General features: G+C 34.9%; 19 protein-coding genes, 1 tRNA gene and 1 pseudogene. 14 read left to right on the top strand and 7 right to left on the bottom strand.

Features of this window, described 5'->3' with window-relative positions; genetic code table 11:
• The first annotated feature begins 3 nt into the window (after nt 1-3).
• The 7 genes from traJ (at nt 4) to FJOH_RS22490 (ending at nt 6,062) form a co-directional block, all read left to right on the top strand.
• Entirely contained in the window at nt 4-1,215 is a 1,212-nt protein-coding gene (gene traJ, locus FJOH_RS22525; protein WP_012026326.1) for a conjugative transposon protein TraJ, read from the top strand.
• Between the two features lie 24 nt (nt 1,216-1,239).
• Nucleotides 1,240-1,848 (top strand): conjugative transposon protein TraK, encoded by a 609-nt coding sequence (gene traK / locus FJOH_RS22520; protein WP_235023051.1) that lies wholly within the window; start codon nt 1,240-1,242, stop codon nt 1,846-1,848.
• Between the two features lie 262 nt (nt 1,849-2,110).
• Nucleotides 2,111-3,400 carry a conjugative transposon protein TraM gene (traM, locus tag FJOH_RS22510; RefSeq protein ID WP_012026324.1) on the top strand — a complete coding sequence of 430 codons (1,290 nt, stop codon included), beginning with the start codon at nt 2,111-2,113 and terminating at the stop codon, nt 3,398-3,400.
• Nucleotides 3,401-3,412: 12 nt separating this feature from the next.
• Entirely contained in the window at nt 3,413-4,276 is an 864-nt protein-coding gene (traN, locus tag FJOH_RS22505) for a conjugative transposon protein TraN (RefSeq protein ID WP_012026323.1), read from the top strand.
• 15 nt (nt 4,277-4,291) lie between these two features.
• Nucleotides 4,292-5,443, top strand: coding sequence for a hypothetical protein (locus FJOH_RS22500; protein ID WP_012026322.1), 1,152 nt, complete (start codon nt 4,292-4,294; stop codon nt 5,441-5,443).
• A gap of 5 nt (nt 5,444-5,448) precedes the next feature.
• Nucleotides 5,449-5,751 (top strand): hypothetical protein, encoded by a 303-nt coding sequence (locus FJOH_RS22495; RefSeq protein ID WP_012026321.1) that lies wholly within the window; start codon nt 5,449-5,451, stop codon nt 5,749-5,751.
• Between the two features lie 35 nt (nt 5,752-5,786).
• The gene (locus FJOH_RS22490) at nt 5,787-6,062 is read left to right on the top strand and encodes a hypothetical protein (RefSeq protein ID WP_012026320.1); all 276 of its coding nucleotides are present in this window, start codon (nt 5,787-5,789) and stop codon (nt 6,060-6,062) included.
• Nucleotides 6,063-6,490: 428 nt separating this feature from the next.
• Here FJOH_RS22490 and FJOH_RS22480 read toward each other — a convergent pair whose 3' ends face one another.
• A complete protein-coding gene (locus FJOH_RS22480; RefSeq protein WP_044048021.1) occupies nt 6,491-6,715 on the bottom strand; it encodes a hypothetical protein in 225 nt (74 codons plus the stop codon).
• Nucleotides 6,716-7,273: 558 nt separating this feature from the next.
• Here FJOH_RS22480 and FJOH_RS22475 point away from each other — a divergent pair.
• Nucleotides 7,274-7,528 carry a hypothetical protein gene (locus tag FJOH_RS22475; protein ID WP_012026319.1) on the top strand — a complete coding sequence of 85 codons (255 nt, stop codon included), beginning with the start codon at nt 7,274-7,276 and terminating at the stop codon, nt 7,526-7,528.
• A gap of 317 nt (nt 7,529-7,845) precedes the next feature.
• Here the strand turns inward: FJOH_RS22475 and FJOH_RS22470 are convergent, their stop codons facing one another.
• The 6 genes and pseudogenes from FJOH_RS22470 to FJOH_RS22440 all read right to left on the bottom strand — a co-directional run bounded on the left by FJOH_RS22470 (nt 7,846) and on the right by FJOH_RS22440 (nt 12,329).
• Nucleotides 7,846-9,153, bottom strand: coding sequence for a site-specific integrase (locus FJOH_RS22470; protein ID WP_012026318.1), 1,308 nt, complete (start codon nt 9,151-9,153; stop codon nt 7,846-7,848).
• A 291-nt stretch (nt 9,154-9,444) separates the two neighbouring features.
• A tRNA-Tyr gene (locus tag FJOH_RS22465) sits at nt 9,445-9,525 on the bottom strand.
• A gap of 485 nt (nt 9,526-10,010) precedes the next feature.
• Nucleotides 10,011-10,349, bottom strand: a pseudogene (locus FJOH_RS22455) (TlpA family protein disulfide reductase); the annotation flags it as partial.
• A gap of 66 nt (nt 10,350-10,415) precedes the next feature.
• Complete coding sequence (locus tag FJOH_RS22450) at nt 10,416-11,177, bottom strand: DUF4369 domain-containing protein (RefSeq protein WP_012026317.1); 762 nt, start codon at nt 11,175-11,177, stop codon at nt 10,416-10,418.
• A gap of 259 nt (nt 11,178-11,436) precedes the next feature.
• Nucleotides 11,437-11,877, bottom strand: a complete 441-nt coding sequence (locus tag FJOH_RS22445; RefSeq protein WP_012026316.1) for a KTSC domain-containing protein — start codon at nt 11,875-11,877, stop codon at nt 11,437-11,439.
• A 203-nt stretch (nt 11,878-12,080) separates the two neighbouring features.
• Nucleotides 12,081-12,329: a hypothetical protein gene (locus FJOH_RS22440; RefSeq protein ID WP_012026315.1), complete on the bottom strand. Its 249-nt coding sequence runs from the start codon at nt 12,327-12,329 to the stop codon at nt 12,081-12,083.
• An 84-nt stretch (nt 12,330-12,413) separates the two neighbouring features.
• Here FJOH_RS22440 and FJOH_RS22435 point away from each other — a divergent pair, with 84 nt between their 5' ends.
• From FJOH_RS22435 to FJOH_RS22415, 6 genes are all read left to right on the top strand, one after another.
• Nucleotides 12,414-12,968, top strand: coding sequence for a hypothetical protein (locus tag FJOH_RS22435; protein WP_012026314.1), 555 nt, complete (start codon nt 12,414-12,416; stop codon nt 12,966-12,968).
• Nucleotides 12,955-13,095, top strand: a complete 141-nt coding sequence (locus tag FJOH_RS27080; RefSeq protein WP_085950295.1) for a hypothetical protein — start codon at nt 12,955-12,957, stop codon at nt 13,093-13,095. The genes FJOH_RS22435 and FJOH_RS27080 overlap by 14 nt, the downstream gene beginning before the upstream one ends.
• 89 nt (nt 13,096-13,184) lie before the next feature.
• Complete coding sequence (locus FJOH_RS22430) at nt 13,185-13,418, top strand: hypothetical protein (protein ID WP_044048528.1); 234 nt, start codon at nt 13,185-13,187, stop codon at nt 13,416-13,418.
• Nucleotides 13,390-13,788: a YchJ family protein gene (locus FJOH_RS22425; RefSeq protein ID WP_235023052.1), complete on the top strand. Its 399-nt coding sequence runs from the start codon at nt 13,390-13,392 to the stop codon at nt 13,786-13,788. Before FJOH_RS22430 ends, FJOH_RS22425 begins: the two co-directional genes overlap by 29 nt.
• A 106-nt stretch (nt 13,789-13,894) precedes the next feature.
• Nucleotides 13,895-15,013, top strand: a complete 1,119-nt coding sequence (locus FJOH_RS22420; protein WP_012026311.1) for a vWA domain-containing protein — start codon at nt 13,895-13,897, stop codon at nt 15,011-15,013.
• Nucleotides 15,014-15,164: 151 nt separating this feature from the next.
• Nucleotides 15,165-16,628, top strand: coding sequence for an AAA family ATPase (locus FJOH_RS22415; protein WP_012026310.1), 1,464 nt, complete (start codon nt 15,165-15,167; stop codon nt 16,626-16,628).
• Nucleotides 16,629-16,720 lie beyond the last annotated feature (92 nt).

The following is a 16,720-nucleotide window of genomic DNA, read 5'->3' as shown; positions in this document are numbered from 1 at the left end:
AGAATGAAGATGTTATTAAATAAAAAAGTAGTATCAGCGGTGCTTATGGTATTATTGTTTCCATTCAGGATCATGGCTCAGGGACTTGGTGATGATATGAGTAGTCTTCATGGGGTTTTAGAACAGCTTTATGATGAAATGATGCCTTTGTGTTCTAATCTTATAGCAGTAGGGCAGGGAATAGCAGGCTTTGGAACTATATGGTACATTGCCTCACGCGTATGGAGGCATATTGCAAGTGCCGAGCCCATTGATTTTTATCCGCTCTTTCGTCCCTTTGTTATAGGATTCTGCATTATGATCTTTCCGTCGGTTCTGGCACTTATTAACGGAGTTATGAAACCAACTGTTACAGCTACTGCAGCTATGGTAACAGGCTCTAACAATGCAGTTGCTGTTCTGCTTAAAGAGAAAGAAAAAGCAATTAAAGAAACCGATCCATGGAAGATGTATGTCGGGACTGCAGGTACGGGTGATCGTGACAGATGGTATAAGTATACGCATGACGGTGCTGATCCATCGGATGAGAGCATGCTCGCAGGCATAGGCAATGATGTCAAATTTGCGATGGAAAAAGCTTCTTACAGTTTTCGAAATTCGGTCAAGGAATGGCTAAGCGAGGTGCTGAGGGTTTTGTTTGAAGCGGCCGCCTTATGCATTGACACCCTTCGGACCTTTCAGCTCGTGGTGCTTTCCATTTTAGGTCCGCTGGTATTTGGAATCGCAGTATTTGACGGCTTCCAGCACACGCTCACTGTCTGGCTTGCCCGATATATCAATATTTACCTCTGGCTTCCTGTTGCCAATATATTCGGAAGCATAATCGGAAAGATTCAGGAACTCATGCTCAAGCTGGACCTCTCGCAGGTGCAGGCAACAGGTGACACTTTTTTCAGCAGGACCGATATGTCATATTTAATTTTCATGATAATAGGTATCATAGGATATTTTACCGTGCCTTCTGTTGCCAATTATATTGTTCACGCAGGCGGAGGAGGAGCCCTGGGTCATAAAGTGACAAGCATGTTTGGCAATTCAGCTAGTTCTGTTATGAGAACCTCTTCAAACGCGGTTGGAATGGCTGCTGATGCGATGGGAGATGCGGATCGGAGAATGACCAGCAGCATGGCTGCGACAGCAGGAAGCAGTCCTTATTTTACTGATAAAGGAAACTATATGAATGACAGGCTTAAAGGAAATTCTAAACAGACTTAATAACAGGAGCATATGTTTACCAAAATGAAAAACGTTGATACGGCATTTAGATATGTGAGAGGTTTCACGATGCTTGTAATTGCAGGCTGCATCATAATTAGCTGCTATGCTGTCTATAAAAGTTTCCAGACAGTGAGCCTTATGCAGGATAAAGTATATATTCTGGCAAACGGCAAAGCGCTGGAAGCTTACGCTTCGGAAAGAAAAGATAATATTGCTGTTGAAGCAAGGGACCATGTGAAAACCTTTCACAAGTTTTTCTTTACCCTTGATCCTGATGATAAGGTCATTAAAACCAATATCACAAAAGCGCTGTATCTGGCAGACGACAGTGCAAAACGGATTTATGATGACCTGAAGGAAAACAATTTTTATTCGGGTATTATATCAGGAAATATCAGCCAGACCATCCAGATTGACAGTGTGAGTATTGATATCCGTGAATATCCCTACCGTTTTAGATGTTATGCCGGACAGAACATTATCCGTACTACCAGTATTTTAAAAAGAAGCCTGCTTACGGAAGGTGCGCTTCGCAATGTATCAAGAAGCGATAATAATCCGCATGGTTTTCTTATCGAGCGGTTTAATACGATTGAAAACAAAGATCTTTCCGCAGAAACCAGAAAATAGAGATTTATGAAATCCTTTTTTACAAGACAGACTGAGCCTTTTGTGTATCACAAGTATTATCTGCTATTGCAGAAAAGATGGGCAGAAAAAATGAAGAGCGTCACAGATGGGCTCTCTAAAACAAAACTGATCTGGGGACTTCTGTTCTTTACGGTTTTGACATCGGGTTATTTAATTTATAACCTGTATAGGACATTTTATAAACAAGCTGAGGTTTCAACAGCTTCAAAAATTAAGACAATCAATTTAAAAAACTAAAATTATGCAAGAGAAAACATTATCTCCAAAGGAATCTAAAAAGAGAAAGATGCTTTTAATGCTGCCTCTTATAACATTTCCATTTCTCACATTCTTATTTTATTCATTAGGCGGCGGAAGAATGGAATCCAAGATGGCAGGGAACGACGAAAGGAAAGGATTCAATTTTCATCTGCCACTGCCTAAATTTAAAGAAGATTCAGCACTGGATAAGATGAGCTATTACGATCAGGCAGCAGTTGATTCGATAAAACTGCGAGAGCAGATAAAAAAAGATCCTAACTATATTGATAATAAAGTCTCGGAAGATAAAGCAGATTCTTTTTCCACAAGTGATTTTGAATCCCGCATGCTTCCAAAAAACAGATCAGCTTTTAATTCTCAGTCTTTTCAGGACCGCAATGAACAGAAAGTTTATGAGAAGCTGAGGGCTCTTGAAAACATAATCAGCCAGCCAGCTGTCCCTGCTTACGGTCAGGACATGAGGGAATTTGAAAATTACGGCACTTCTCGTGGAGAATCGGAAGAGATTAAAAAACTTGAAGGGCTAATGTCGACGATGAGCACGACCCAGGAACCTGATCCGGAACTTCAGCAGTTAGGCGGTATGCTGGAAAATATTTTGGATATACAGCATCCGCAGCGCGTGCAGGAAAGGCTTAGACAAACATCTGAGAGCAAAAAAGGCAAAATATATTCAGTGCAGAAAAAAGAAGCAGAGAATAACATAAGCTCACTTCAGCGGAATGCCGATTGGCAGACCTCTTTGAAAACAAATGAATTTTATTCTCTGGACGAAGCAGAGCCTGCTGAAGAAATACAAAATTCTATTGAAGCAGTTGTGCACCAGACGCAGACTATTGTCAATGGCTCGGTGGTTAAATTAAGACTCACGAATGATATTTTTCTCCAAGGAACAATTATACCCAGAAATGCTTTTCTGTATGGTATGGCGGCTTTAAAAGGAGAGAGGCTGGAGGTAAAAATCACAAACATCCAGTACAATAATTCGATATTTCCCGTCGAGCTGGCTGTCTATGATATGGACGGGATTGACGGCATCTATATTCCCGGAGCGATTAACAGGGATGTGGCTAAGGCATCAGCTGACAGATCCATTCAGACACTCGGTCTTACCGGGATTTCGGATTCATGGGGTGCACAGGCCGCAGGTATGGGTATCGAGGCTGCTAAAAGTCTGATGAGCAAAAAGGTAAAACTCATAAAAGTGGTTGTAAAGGCAGGGTATCAGGTGCTGCTGTATGATGAAAAACAAAAGAATTTAAAACCTTAAAAGAGAGAAAATATGAAAAGAGCGAATTATTTGTTTTTAATCAGCTTGCTGCTGGTTTGTGTTTCAGTTAATCCACAGTCAAACGCAAGGGAAACTGTCTTTTACGAAGACCAGTATAAAAATCTAAAAATAGGTTTTTCTAAAACCACAAGCATTATTTTTCCTTATACAATCAAGAGCATAGATAAAGGAAGCGCAGAAGTGCTTGTACAGAAAGCAAAAGGAGTTGAGAATATACTACTTGTAAAAGCTGCTAAACAGCATTTTTTCCAGACCAATCTGACAGTTGTAACTTCTGACGGGAAATTGTATGTTTTTGTACTAAATTATGACGATTCTTGCCCTGACTTAAATTTTAAGGCTGAAAATGCAGTGGCTGCAAGCAGGGATGTGCTGTTTTCTTTAGAAAACGAAAATCAGAAAAGAATTGAACAGTGTGCTTTGGCTGCATATTCCAAAAAGAAAAAAATCAGTGGTCTAAAAAAATCAAAGTATCAGATCAGACTGGAGGTGAACGGGATCTTTATCCAGCAGGATGTTTTGTATCTGCGTATTGTTTTTGAAAACAAATCAAAGATTAACTACGATATTGATCAGCTCCGTTTTTTTATCAGAGACCAGAAGAAGTCAAAACGTACCGCGTCGCAGGAAATTGAACTGCAGCCTTTGTACGTGACTTCATCTTCTTCTGTAATTCCTTATAAATCTGAAATAATAAAAGTTTATGCTCTGGAGAAATTTACCATCCCGGAGAATAAGTATCTAACACTTCAGATGATTGAAAAAAACGGCGGAAGACATTTGGAAGTGGATATTAATAATAATCTGACTGATAAGGTAATTCCGATTACAGAATTAAGCAGTGACACTTTTTAAGCTTTAAAATAAATTATGATAATCAATCTAGCTGACACTGAAATGATGCTGTCGTTTGCTGAGGAAATGGCTTATAACGGCCATCGGTTTGCTGCCTTTAATACAGATGAGGTGACTGATACCTATAGCATCGAGTTTTTTAGAAACCCATTGGATGCGAAGGAGTACTGTCTGGTGATGACCAATGATGCGAATTATTTTCAGAGCCTGCCGATTGAATCAGTTATCAACGACTTGCGAGCAGTTTTGAATAGCGGGGCAGATACTTCCGAAAATGAAGCAATACAACTTACTGGATTTGCCAAAAGGGAAATAGATAGGAGAGAAATTTTAGAAAATAATTTAAATGAAAATGCAATGAATGAGAAAAATTTAGAATACCTGAAAGACCAGTTAAAATATACTGGATTTGGAGAAACGTTCGATGCTGAACTGCGAGAGAACATAATGAAGGGAGATAAGGATTTTAAAATTATGCACACCGGCATTATGAACAATGGTCTGCCAAATAAGGATACCTTAACTGTAGAATTAAATTTCAAAAGGTCTGAGCAGACAGATATGTACTTTTTTAATTCCTATCATGTCAATCTTCAGAAAGAAGAAAACAAACCTGGTCTGGAACAGACCTTCTACATCAACAAAGACAGCGCCAGCATTACAATGAAAGAGGCATATAATTTGATGGAAGGCAGATCTGTCAATAAAGATCTTAAAAACAAAGAAGGGGAGAGCTATAATTGCTGGCTGAAAATCGACTTTAAACAATCTGACAATGGTAATTTTAAACTGAACCAATACCATCAGAATTATGGGTATGATTTGGAAGCAAGTCTGGCAAAACATTCAATCAAAGAGCTCAATACTCCGCAGTATAAAGAAGACCTTTTAAATTCCCTTAAAAAAGGAAATCTTCAGTCAGCGACTTTCGTAGTTAGCGGTGTTGAAAGTAAAATGTTTGTGGAGGCAAATCCCCAGTTTAAGACTGTTAATGTTTATGATGAAAATTTACAAAGAATCAACCATCGAGAGAGCAAGGAAGAGAAGAAGGCTGAATCTCAAAAAGAATCAGTATCTAAAGATCAAAAAAAAAATCTAGATTCTGATGAAGGTGATTCAGGGAGGAAAGATAATAAAGTAAAGAAAAGAAAAACTCCTTCACTTTAAAAGTTATGGAAAAATTAAAGCCTTTATCGGATTTTTTCAAAGCAATAGAGAATGATTACCGGATTAGTCCAATGCATATTGCCATTTATGCAGCTCTATTACAATTTAGATCCGTTAAGGGCTTTATTAATCCAATTTTTGTCTTTAGCTCGGAGATTATTGTTATTGCTAAAGTTTCTTCAGCAAATACGTATCATAAATGTGTCCAGGAACTTCATCAGTATGGATATATAAAGTATAGACCATCTTTTAAAAAAAATCGTGGAAGTGAAGTATATTTTTTGTTTTCAGCTGACGCGGACATCTAAAGATTCTGCAATTAATAATTTTATGAAATTGTACTATGAATGAAATTGTAACCAAGGAAGATCTGAGACAGTTTGGTCTTCTTCTAGTAGATAAAATACAGGCTTTATTTAAAGATAAGGATTCTGGACGGAAAGAAACTTTGGAACCAGAGTGGATTAAAAGCAAGTCTGTGAGAAAACTGCTTGATATTTCAGCAGGTTCAGTACAGAATCTTAGAACAAGCCAAAAAGTCCGTTTCAAAAAAGTGCTTGGCTCGTATTACTACAATAAAGAAGATCTTCAAAAACTATTTGATGATGATAAACACTAAAAGATTAAAAGAAAGCGATATAATGAGTTATCTGTCAATATATAGTAATGATCCTAAACTAAATGTCTGGCATCTATCAATTTTGACAGCAATACTGGGATTAGGCTATAGGCAAGGCCAACGAAGAAGGATTAAAGTCAGCCGCAGTAAAATTATGGAGCTGTCACATGTGAATACGCTGCCGACTTATCATAAGTATTTTAAACAGCTTCAGGATTTAGGATACATTAAGTACACCCCATCTTATCATCCAGGATATAAAAGCGAAGTTAAGTTGTGTAAAAAGAGGCTATCTCAAATATTTTGAGATAGCCTCTTTTAAGTTTAAAGATATTTTAAAATGATAATAATATACCCAGTATACCACATTGAAAATCCACTTAAACAGGTGGGTTTTTATATTATAAGAGTTTGTTTTTATAACCCATTTAATAAAGATAAGGCTCAAAATATTGCCATGCATTAATCTGTTCTGTTATAATTTCTTTGATGCTGTCATCTTCAAAGCCATCACATTTATGCCATTTATCTGTATCAGCATTGTAATATGCTATATAATTAAAAGTAAAACCTTCACTATCACAACGTCGAGTTATGCTAACAAGATAAGTCCTAGATGATTCAGGTTTATTTTTTGCGGATACGTTAGCCAACTCATATTCTAGTTTTAATTTGAAAAAAGATACAAAGATGTTCTGAGAAAAAAGAAAAGGCGTGCTTAGAAAGCACGCCTTTTCTTTTGCATCATTTCGAACTTTTAAAAAGCTTTAAACATTCTTTGAGCAATATTGTTCAATTAGTGAAATTATAAAAATTTCATCATGCTAGACACATTAAAACAAACATTGAAGTTCCTACACGAACAATTTTCAAAATTTTTCAAATCATTTAGAGAACTAATGCAATTTATTGTTCGGCTTTATAATTTTTATAAAGCGTTTCACTTTTTAAAGGATTTATTTTCTAAATGATGTTTTCAAACCACCTACTCCAATAGGTGGTTTTTATTTTATAAATTAAACAATATCATTGATTTACTTCGAAGACTTCCTAAAGTTATGACCGACGTCGACATCTATGATTTCAATTCTTGCTACAATAGTTGAAGAAGTCGGAAACATGATAGATTTAGCTCGTTAATAGTATTTCAAAAATATTAGTATCTTAACTTATTATCATTCTTATTTTGTAACTTTAAATTAAAACTATTTATGGAACTACCATTGGCATTGTCTGACGAAATTCTTAAAATACTTGCTCAAAATTATAACAAGACTTACAGTTTAGAAGATTTAACTAGTATAATTATGCTTACAGATAATACGTGCTCAGAAGTGGAATGTCAGGCAAAGGTATTGGATGTTCTAATACAATTAGATGATGACGAGTTAATTGTTTTAAATCCTGAAACTGATGAAAGTTCAATAACTAAAAAAGGTGTCATAAAACAAACTATTAAAATTTAACATAAGATAGTTTATGCTAATATTTTTTTTTTTCTATATTTTTGATAATGTGTTGTTTGCATATAAAATTAAGTTATCAATCATCACTATCTTATAAGCCATTGCAACCAACATAGAAAAATTCTTTAAATATTTACCTGAACATCTGGCTATGATTTCTTGGAAAGATTTAAAGACATATTAAAGAGCAAATATTACTATTTGCTCTTTTGTTTTGTGTAAAATTGAATTCTTATACATAATTAAACTATATCGCGATTATATTGCACCTTTTTAAAGTGGTATACTGTGTATATTATTATCTTTAAAATTATTTATCACGAAGAAATGTTGTATTTCTTTTTGATTGCCTGAATTTCCTTTTCGAGCCTGCTGAGAACCGCCAAATCAGGCTTAGACATTTTGGACCCAGTTTTATTGAGTTTTTTATTGAGAATAGACATTTCACGTCCGATTGTGGCCTGCTCAGTTATAGCATATGCCTCAGTCTGTTTTACCGATGCATGACCCAGCAGTTCTTTAACTACATTAATAGGGACGTTGTTATTTAATGTCACAGTGCTTCCAAAAGTACGGCGTGCCATATGCGTGTTTAATGTAAAAGGAAAGCCGCATAAGACTGCCACCTCTTTTAGATACTCATTCATTTTCTGGTTGGATGAAACAGGAAGCACGGTTCCACGCTGGATACACAGCGGGTGCTCTTTATATTTTTCAACTATTTTCAGTGCTTGGGGAAGAAGAGGGACATTAAATGATGAGTTTGTTTTCTGCCTTTCGGACATAATCCATAGATTTCCATCAATGCCTTCTTTGATATCAGTTTTCTTTAATTGATAAGCGTCTATGTAAGCCAGACCAGTGTAGCATTGGAAGACAAATACATCCCTTACGACATTGAGCCTGTCAGTTGTGAAATAATGACTTTCAAGTTCGTACAATTCCTGTGCGGTGAGTGGTTTTTTTACCAGTTTTGTTTTACGTCCCTTAAAGTTCTTAAATGGGTCCTTGGTGATTAACTCCTTATCAATGGCGCGGATTACAATCTTTTTGAAATTTGCAATATACTTTAGGGTTGTGTTGTTGCTGCAGTCGCGTACAGTTCTAAGGTAAAATTCGAAGTCCTTTACAAACTCAAGATTCAAATCCGCAAATTCAAGATCGTGCTTTTTAAGCTTGAATTTTATAAACGCAGTCAAATGGTTTTTAGTAATGGTAAACCGGTCAAGGGTGCCTTTTGCATAGCCTTTTCCAAGAAGCGCCTCCATTTCATCATTATGCTTTTGAAATTCTTCGAGCACCTTAATCTTTGGCGCTGTCTTTCCCAGAACCCCGTCCATAATTTTCTCAGCGGTTATGGTTTTGCCGCTGTACATCATTTCGGTTTTGATTTCATTGATTTTTAAAGTCAGCGAATCTAAAAAGAAGTTCAGCGACTTTGCATCTTCCTTTGAGCCGACCGCTCTTTCGAACCTTTGATCCCATCGTGTATTATCCCATCTTCTCTTAGTTGAGCTTTCCTTACGGATACCGTCAACAGTTATTCTGAAATACACGATCCATTCTTTACTTTCTATTTTGGGTCTTTTTAAAAAGAATCCCAAACCAAAACTGCTTTCCAACATAATCCTACTTTTTAAATTAATAAATGTAGAATAATATTACTGCCAAATCAAGTCGTTAATCTCATTAACCCCTATGATATAAGGGATTTTTACTGTTTCTGGTGCACTTTTCAGCGCGCCGGAAAGTGCACCGATTCTGCACCTTTAATTTTGTGAGGATTTATAAATATTGAAAACAGGCCTAAAATAAAAAAAACCTGCAAATCCTTGAATTTGCAGGTCTTCAGACATTTTTTGTGGCTTTTTAAAAAGAATGAAAACTTTAAGTTTTCCGCCTTTTAGGCCTTTCCGTGGGGAGAGCAGGATTCGAACCTGCGAAGTTTTCACAGCAGATTTACAGTCTGCCCTCGTTGGCCGCTTGAGTATCTCCCCGAATCTCTAGCGTTGTGCTTTGTTGTTCTAAGCGGTTGCAAAGATAGGAACTCTTTCTACATTTCCAAACAAAAAAACGACTTAATTTTAAGTTATTTTAAAGTTATTTTTTAATTCATTGGAAGTGAATAAAATAAAAAATCTCTAATTTGTATTTTTTTTAATTTATTTTTAAAAGTAGGAATATTTTTATAGTAAATTTTTGGTTTTACATTTAGATTTTTTCTTAAATCAAGTCGCCAGCCATTACTTTTGCTGGTATATTTAAATAAAGATTTATGAAAAAAAAATATTGATGTTGTTTTATAATTGGCTTCTGATGAATTTAAAAATAGCATTACAGTTTTAAATTACTCTTCAAATGAGCTTTTTTAAGCCAGGTTTTTGTTTTTTGTTGATAGACTCCATTTCTGAATTTATGATACAGTATAAAACAAAAAAATCTCCCTAAGGAGATTTTTTTTTGACTTATTTTAAAAGGAGAATTATTTTGCTAATAATTCTAATATTTTAGCTTTCAATTCTGGACCTCTTAAATCCTGAGCAACCACTTTTCCTGATGCGTCAAGAATAAAAGTTGCCGGAATTGATTCAACATTATATTGTTTTGCAATTGGTTCATCCCAGAATTTTAAGTTTGAAACATGAGTCCATGTTAAACCGTCAGCTGCAATAGCTTCTTTCCAGTGTTCAGCATCTTTGTCTAAAGACACACCAATAATATTTAATCCTTTTGAATGCAGTTCTTTGTAAATAGCCACAACATTTGGGTTTTCTTTTCTGCATGGTCCGCACCATGAAGCCCAGAAATCAACAATAGTTACTTTGCCTAAGCTTTCTTTAAGCGAAACTACTTTTCCTTGAGGGTTAGGAGCCGAAAAATCTGCTCTTCATTTAGCGCTGCCAACTGGAGGAGCTGTTGCACCAACCGCAGGCATTTTTGCTTGACCTAGTCTAGATTTAATTTCTTTACCAGGAGTTGTATTTTTTACAGACTCATCTAAAGCGTTGTATAAACTTTCAGCTTTTTTCATATCTGTACTTGGATCATTGATCATTCCTTGTAAAATCAATACAGAAATAAAAGATTTTGGGTGGCCTTCAGCATAAGCTAAGTATTTCTTTTTGCTGTTAGCTTGTACTTCTGTTTGAATTTCCATGTATTGTTTCATCAAGCTGTTGATAGTTGCTGTATCTTGAGCCTGTTGAGCTTGCTGCATTTTCTGAGTATTCTTTTTCTGAAAATCAATTAAGCTTTTTTGAGTTTTGTTTAATTCTTCGTTGAATTTTACGTACTCATCATTGTTGTAAGTTCCAGAAACTTTAGATTTATGAATACTGTCTTTATCAATTTCAATATTAATTTCTCCAGTCTCTAATATAAATGGATATGGCTGGTTAGCACCTTGAATGATTAGAGTGTGGAAAGCAGGCTCAGTAACTTTTCCTTTAATTTCAAATTTTCCATTTTCAACTTTTACTGTATCCAGCGCAACTGACATTCTTGTAGCAGGATCTAAACCTTGAAGAATGATTGTTTTTCCGTTTTCAATTCCTTTTGCAGTACCTGTAATAAGGTATTCTCCATCTTTAACTTTACTGCATGAAATTATAGCTGCAGAAGCTGTAAGTAAAAAAAGTATTTTTTTCATTATAAAAAATTAATTAGTTAATTGATTTGTGCAACAAAAGTATCTAAAATTATAAAACATATAGAATTTTGTAACCTAAAATTTTGTTATAGTTTTTTTTGTTCTAATCGTCCTAAAATCAGGGGTTTTGTTGCTTTTATTTGATTTAAAACTCCTATTTGATTTTTGTTTCTAACGTGAAGATAGGATTTTTATAATAATAAAGTATAAAAAAAGCACTCTGTAAAAAGAGTGCTTTCTGAAATATTTTTGAATAAAATTATTCTTGATTTGTTTTCTTTCTCCAGGTAAAAGCATTTAAGATATGTCTTTTTGCAAACCTTGCAGGAGAATCAGCATTTACCATTTTCACGTAAGTTGCTTTAGGAACACTAATGTATTCGTAAACACTTCCATTAGAAAAATCAATAATCAAACGTCCTTCTACAAATTTAAAATCAGTAATAGAACAAGTTGAAATTGTTTCTGTGTACTCAGGTAAATTAAGTTTGATAGTATCAGGGTGAATACTTACTAAAAAGTGGTAAGCTTCGATAATCGTTTTACTTTTTTCTTCTGCAGCTTTAAGACCAGCTTCATCTCCAACAAATTTATCAGGATGAGATTCTTTCATCGCATTACGATAAATTGTTTTTAAATCTTTTAATTCTGCAGTTTTCTCTACGTTTAGTAACTTGCGGTATTCAACTATTTTTTTCATAAATAAAAGGTAACTACTTGTCTATTAGTTTGAAATTGATCTTTTTTAGTTCAAATCGACAAATTTTTTGCAAAGGTACACTTTTTTTTAACTTTTCAGTTTTCATGTAAAAAATATTCTTTTCGAATTATGAATTATGAATTATGAATTATGAATTATGAATTAGTAGATTAAAACTCATAATTCATAACTTATAACTAACTTTAGTTTCCCGGTTTATGATTTGCTTTATCAAAGTTTCTTGACTTTTTAGGATATTTATCATAGCTGATATCGCTTGGGTTCTCAATAACAGATTTTATGGTAACCCAGTCGCCAACTTTAAAATTAGACTCAACCGTTTTATAATCTAAAAGATATTCTCCACAGAAATAATTGTTGTTTTCATCTTTTTCGATTACGCCGGTGTAAACTCCTTTTTGCGGCAATTTTTCATGTGAATCTTTAGACATGTTTTTATATTTTAAATTGAAGAAGCAAAGTTAATCAATTTAGTTTGTTTTGGGGAGTTCGCCGTAATCTGAGTATATTTGCACATGCAGAAAAATTTTAAACCCCATCCTAATTCATTCAAAAATACGTTTTGTGTTTTTAATGAAGTACTTCCAAATGAAATTGAAGGTTTAAACAAACAATTCGAAAGCAAAGCAGGAAGTTCTTATTATTATACCCAAGCCGGAATGTATCGCGTATCAAACCATTGGGGAAGATTAGCCAATAGTAAATGGCGTTTACTGGCTCGTGAGCCCGAAACTGAATCAAAAACAAAAATAGGATTTGCTCTTTGGGAAGAGTTTTATCCGGATAATGCCGATGAAAAACTGTATTATATAGAAGCCGATTTTGAAAAAAATCTAGCAAATTATCAGCATAAAAAAAATCCAAAATACGACGGAAAAGCAATTTTAAGGACCAGTTTTGAAACAACAAAACGTTTAAAACAAGTCAGAAATCTGCAGCAATTAACTTCATGGGCAAAACATTTTGAATATGAAGATATAAACGATTTAAGAAAAGAGATAATTACCGAACTGATTTTTACCGAAAAAAGTTTAGAAGAAATTAAAAGAGCAATATATGGGACGCAATAATGAACGAAATATCAAAATTCACAATGACAAATTGCACAAAGCCCAGGCAAAGAAAAAACAAGCCGAAGTTTCCCGCAAAGAAAAACTGAAAGAAATTGTGAAAAAATTCAACGAAAGTAAAGAGTAAATAAATTATAGTTTCAAGTTTTAGGTTTCAAGTTTCACGTTATGCGGCAACTTGAAACCTGCAGCTTGAAACCTCAAACAAAAATAACCATGAGTAATAAATTCGAAACCTTAAAAGCCAGCGTTCAGGAAATCATTGATTTAATTGCTGCAGGAGATTCCAGAGAAGCCAATAATAAACTTCTTGAAGTAAGTGATACGCTAGACGAAATGATTGATTTTGCTGAAGAAGATGAAGAAGTGAGAGAAATCAGCCGTTATCAGGTTTTATTAAATCAGCTTCACGTTAAAATTAATGGAGAAGAACCAGTCGATGGAGAATAAAATCTGCTTTTGTGACACAGGATTACTTTTTGAAAATTGCTGCGGATTATATCTCCAAAAGAATCAAAAAGCACCAGCAGCTTTGGCCTTAATGCGTTCCAGATATTCTGCTTATGCTAGCCATAATGCTGATTATCTTATAGAAACGACCTATATTTCTGAAAGAAAATATTATTCTAAAACAGAAATTTTAAGATGGGCACAAGAAAATAAATGGCAGAAACTGGAAATTTTGAGTTTTACCGAAAATACAGTTGAGTTTAAAGCTTATTTTTTAGATTCTGATCAAAAACCTCAAATACATTACGAATTTTCTACTTTTAAATTCGAAAATGGCGCTTGGTTTTATGTTGACGGAAAGTTTGAATAATTATTATATCTAACACTGTTAGTAGTAGATTTTGGTTAAATATTTTAACTAAAAATTAATAAACGTTTCGTTTTTCATAATTCTAAAAAAACGTAATTTTAAAATTATGAAAAACGAATTTAAAAAAGGTTTTTATTTTAAGTCGTACGAAGCCCCTTTTCAGTCTCCGTTTGAAAAACTTTTTGGCATTTTCAAAGAGCTGATCACCCATACTTCGGGTGATTTTGATGAAGCAATCAGCTGGCTTCGTGAGTTAGATATAGAATATAAACTGACCGACGAGAACTACACAATCGATGATTTTATCGAAGATTTAAAAAAGAAAGGTTATATAAAAGACGAAGTCAAAGAAGACGGAACGAACGGTTTTGGAATTACGGCTAAAACAGAACGTGCGATTCGACAGCAGGCTTTAGATCAGATTTTTGGAAATCTGAAACGTTCCGGAAACGGAAATCACAAAACAAAACATGCCGGAAATGGTGATGAACATACCGGAGAATTTCGTGAATTTAATTTTGGCGACGGTTTAGAACGTATTTCGTTAACCGAAAGTCTGCGAAATGCCCAAATCAATAACGGTGTCGAAAGTTTCATGCTGACTGAAAATGACTTGGTTGTAGAAGAAACACAGCACAAAGCACAAATGAGCACCGTTTTAATGATCGACATAAGCCACAGTATGATTTTGTATGGCGAAGATAGAATCACGCCTGCCAAAAAAGTTGCAATGGCTTTGGCAGAATTAATCACAACACGTTATCCAAAAGACACACTTGATATTTTGGTTTTTGGAAATGATGCCTGGACAATCCCAATTAAAGATTTGCCTTATTTACAAGTTGGACCCTATCATACCAATACAGTTGCCGGACTTCAGTTGGCAATGGATATTTTACGCCGAAAACGAAATACGAACAAGCAGATTTTTATGATTACCGACGGGAAGCCAAGCTGTGTGCGCGAACGTGACGGTTCGTATTATATGAACAGTAACGGCCTCGACGAATATATCGTAGACAAATGCTATACGCAGGCACAGCAGGCCAGAAAATTACATATTCCAATTACGACTTTCATGATTGCCAATGATCCGTATCTACAGCGTTTTGTAAATCATTTTACAGAAGCTAATCAGGGAAAAGCATTTTATACAGGACTAAAAGGTCTGGGCGAAATGATTTTTGAAGATTATGAAACGAATAGGAAAAAGAGAGTTAGGTAAAGTGTTCAGTCACAGTAATCAGTCTCTGCCGCAGTTGTCACGCTGAGCGAAGTCGAAGCGCTGTTTTTTTGCCAGCTGGTGTTTAAATTAAATTCAAGGCTTATAATCTGCAGAAGATAAAAACAATAACAAAATCTATATTTCAATAAAAATGGAAATAAACAATATAAAAACATTAGGGCAGTTAAAAGCTGCAGGATATAAAAGCACAGGTATAAAGGACGAATTACGAAATAATCTTCGTGAGAAAATCAAAACCGGAAAACCAGTTTTTGAAGGTGTTCACGGATTTGAAAATACGGTAATCCCAGAATTAGAACGTGCAATTCTTTCTCGTCATAATATCAATTTACTTGGACTTCGCGGACAAGCAAAAACACGTTTGGCACGTAAAATGGTCGAATTATTAGATGAATACATTCCGTTTGTAACAGGTTCAGAAATCAATGATGATCCGCTGAATCCAATTTCGCGTTTTGCAAAAGATCTAATTGAAGAGAAAGGAGATGAAACTCCAATTTCGTGGCTGCACAGAAGCGAACGTTTCTTCGAAAAATTAGCAACTCCAGATGTTACAGTTGCTGATTTAATTGGTGATGTTGACCCAATTAAAGCAGCAAATTTAAAATTATCATACGCAGATGACCGCGTAATTCATTTCGGAATGATTCCGAGAGCAAACCGCTGTATTTTTGTAATCAACGAATTACCTGATTTACAAGCCAGAATTCAGGTTGCATTATTCAATATTCTGCAGGAAGGAGATATTCAAATTCGTGGTTTTAAATTGAGAATGCCTCTTGATATGCAGTTTATTTTTACCGCAAATCCAGAAGATTATACCAATAGAGGAAGTATTGTAACACCTTTAAAAGACAGAATAGGTTCGCAGATTTTAACGCATTATCCTGAAACCGTAGAAATTGCAAGAACCATTACACAGCAGGAAGCTAAACTGGATCAAAACCAAAGCGATATAGTGTATGTGCCGAGTTTAGCCAGAGATATTTTAGAACAAATTAGTTTTGAAGCACGCGAAAGCGAATACATCGACAATAAAAGCGGTGTAAGTGCCAGAATGAGTATTACGGCTTTTGAAAACCTGATCAGCAGTGCAGAACGCCGAGCTTTAAAATCCGGAGTAGATAAAACCAATCTGCGTTTATCAGATTTTATGGGAATCATTCCAGCTATTACCGGAAAAGTAGAATTGGTTTATGAAGGAGAGCAGGAGGGAGCAGCTGTTGTAGCACAGCATTTAATTGGTTCAGCAATTCGAACTTTGTTTCCATCCTTATTTCCGAAAATTGAGAAACTAGAAAAACCGGGAGAAAAAACACCATATTCTGATTTGATCGAATGGTTTTTTGCAGAAAGCGGTTTCGAATTATTAGACGATGCTTCTGATGCGGAATACCAAAGTATTTTAGATGAAGTAACACCTTTAGATCTTTTACTGAAAAAATACCATCCTGAATTAGATAAAAAGGATCAGTATTTCATGAAAGAATTTGTTTTATGGGCATTGGTAGAATATAAAAAACTGAGTAAAGATCGTTTTGCACAAGGACATCAGTTTAAAGATATGTACGGAAGTTATATCAGCAAACTTTAAAGAGCTTTCTTTTTAGAATTTTAATCTGGTCTAGCCGGTTTTTTAAAACCGGCTGGGCCTTTTAAATTTAGAATACTTTACTTTTACCCCTC

Source organism: Flavobacterium johnsoniae UW101, from assembly GCF_000016645.1.
Taxonomy (GTDB): domain Bacteria; phylum Bacteroidota; class Bacteroidia; order Flavobacteriales; family Flavobacteriaceae; genus Flavobacterium; species Flavobacterium johnsoniae.
The sequence above is the reverse complement of the archived record's forward strand: the minus strand, read 5'-3'. Positions and strand labels throughout refer to the sequence as shown.

Excerpts from the sequence above, each read along its gene's own strand:
- traJ (WP_012026326.1), top strand. The coding sequence starts at position 4 with ATGAAGATGTTATTAAATAAAAAAGTAGTATCAGCGGTGCTTATGGTA.
- traK (WP_235023051.1), top strand. The coding sequence starts at position 1,240 with ATGAAAAACGTTGATACGGCATTTAGATATGTGAGAGGTTTCACGATG.
- traM (WP_012026324.1), top strand. The coding sequence starts at position 2,111 with ATGCAAGAGAAAACATTATCTCCAAAGGAATCTAAAAAGAGAAAGATG.
- traN (WP_012026323.1), top strand. The coding sequence starts at position 3,413 with ATGAAAAGAGCGAATTATTTGTTTTTAATCAGCTTGCTGCTGGTTTGT.
- FJOH_RS22500 (WP_012026322.1), top strand. The coding sequence starts at position 4,292 with ATGATAATCAATCTAGCTGACACTGAAATGATGCTGTCGTTTGCTGAG.
- FJOH_RS22495 (WP_012026321.1), top strand. The coding sequence starts at position 5,449 with ATGGAAAAATTAAAGCCTTTATCGGATTTTTTCAAAGCAATAGAGAAT.
- FJOH_RS22490 (WP_012026320.1), top strand. The coding sequence starts at position 5,787 with ATGAATGAAATTGTAACCAAGGAAGATCTGAGACAGTTTGGTCTTCTT.
- FJOH_RS22475 (WP_012026319.1), top strand. The coding sequence starts at position 7,274 with ATGGAACTACCATTGGCATTGTCTGACGAAATTCTTAAAATACTTGCT.
- FJOH_RS22470 (WP_012026318.1), bottom strand. The coding sequence starts at position 9,153 with ATGTTGGAAAGCAGTTTTGGTTTGGGATTCTTTTTAAAAAGACCCAAA.
- FJOH_RS22450 (WP_012026317.1), bottom strand. The coding sequence starts at position 11,177 with ATGAAAAAAATACTTTTTTTACTTACAGCTTCTGCAGCTATAATTTCA.
- FJOH_RS22445 (WP_012026316.1), bottom strand. The coding sequence starts at position 11,877 with ATGAAAAAAATAGTTGAATACCGCAAGTTACTAAACGTAGAGAAAACT.
- FJOH_RS22440 (WP_012026315.1), bottom strand. The coding sequence starts at position 12,329 with ATGTCTAAAGATTCACATGAAAAATTGCCGCAAAAAGGAGTTTACACC.
- FJOH_RS22435 (WP_012026314.1), top strand. The coding sequence starts at position 12,414 with ATGCAGAAAAATTTTAAACCCCATCCTAATTCATTCAAAAATACGTTT.
- FJOH_RS27080 (WP_085950295.1), top strand. The coding sequence starts at position 12,955 with ATGGGACGCAATAATGAACGAAATATCAAAATTCACAATGACAAATTG.
- FJOH_RS22430 (WP_044048528.1), top strand. The coding sequence starts at position 13,185 with ATGAGTAATAAATTCGAAACCTTAAAAGCCAGCGTTCAGGAAATCATT.
- FJOH_RS22425 (WP_235023052.1), top strand. The coding sequence starts at position 13,390 with ATGGAGAAGAACCAGTCGATGGAGAATAAAATCTGCTTTTGTGACACA.
- FJOH_RS22420 (WP_012026311.1), top strand. The coding sequence starts at position 13,895 with ATGAAAAACGAATTTAAAAAAGGTTTTTATTTTAAGTCGTACGAAGCC.
- FJOH_RS22415 (WP_012026310.1), top strand. The coding sequence starts at position 15,165 with ATGGAAATAAACAATATAAAAACATTAGGGCAGTTAAAAGCTGCAGGA.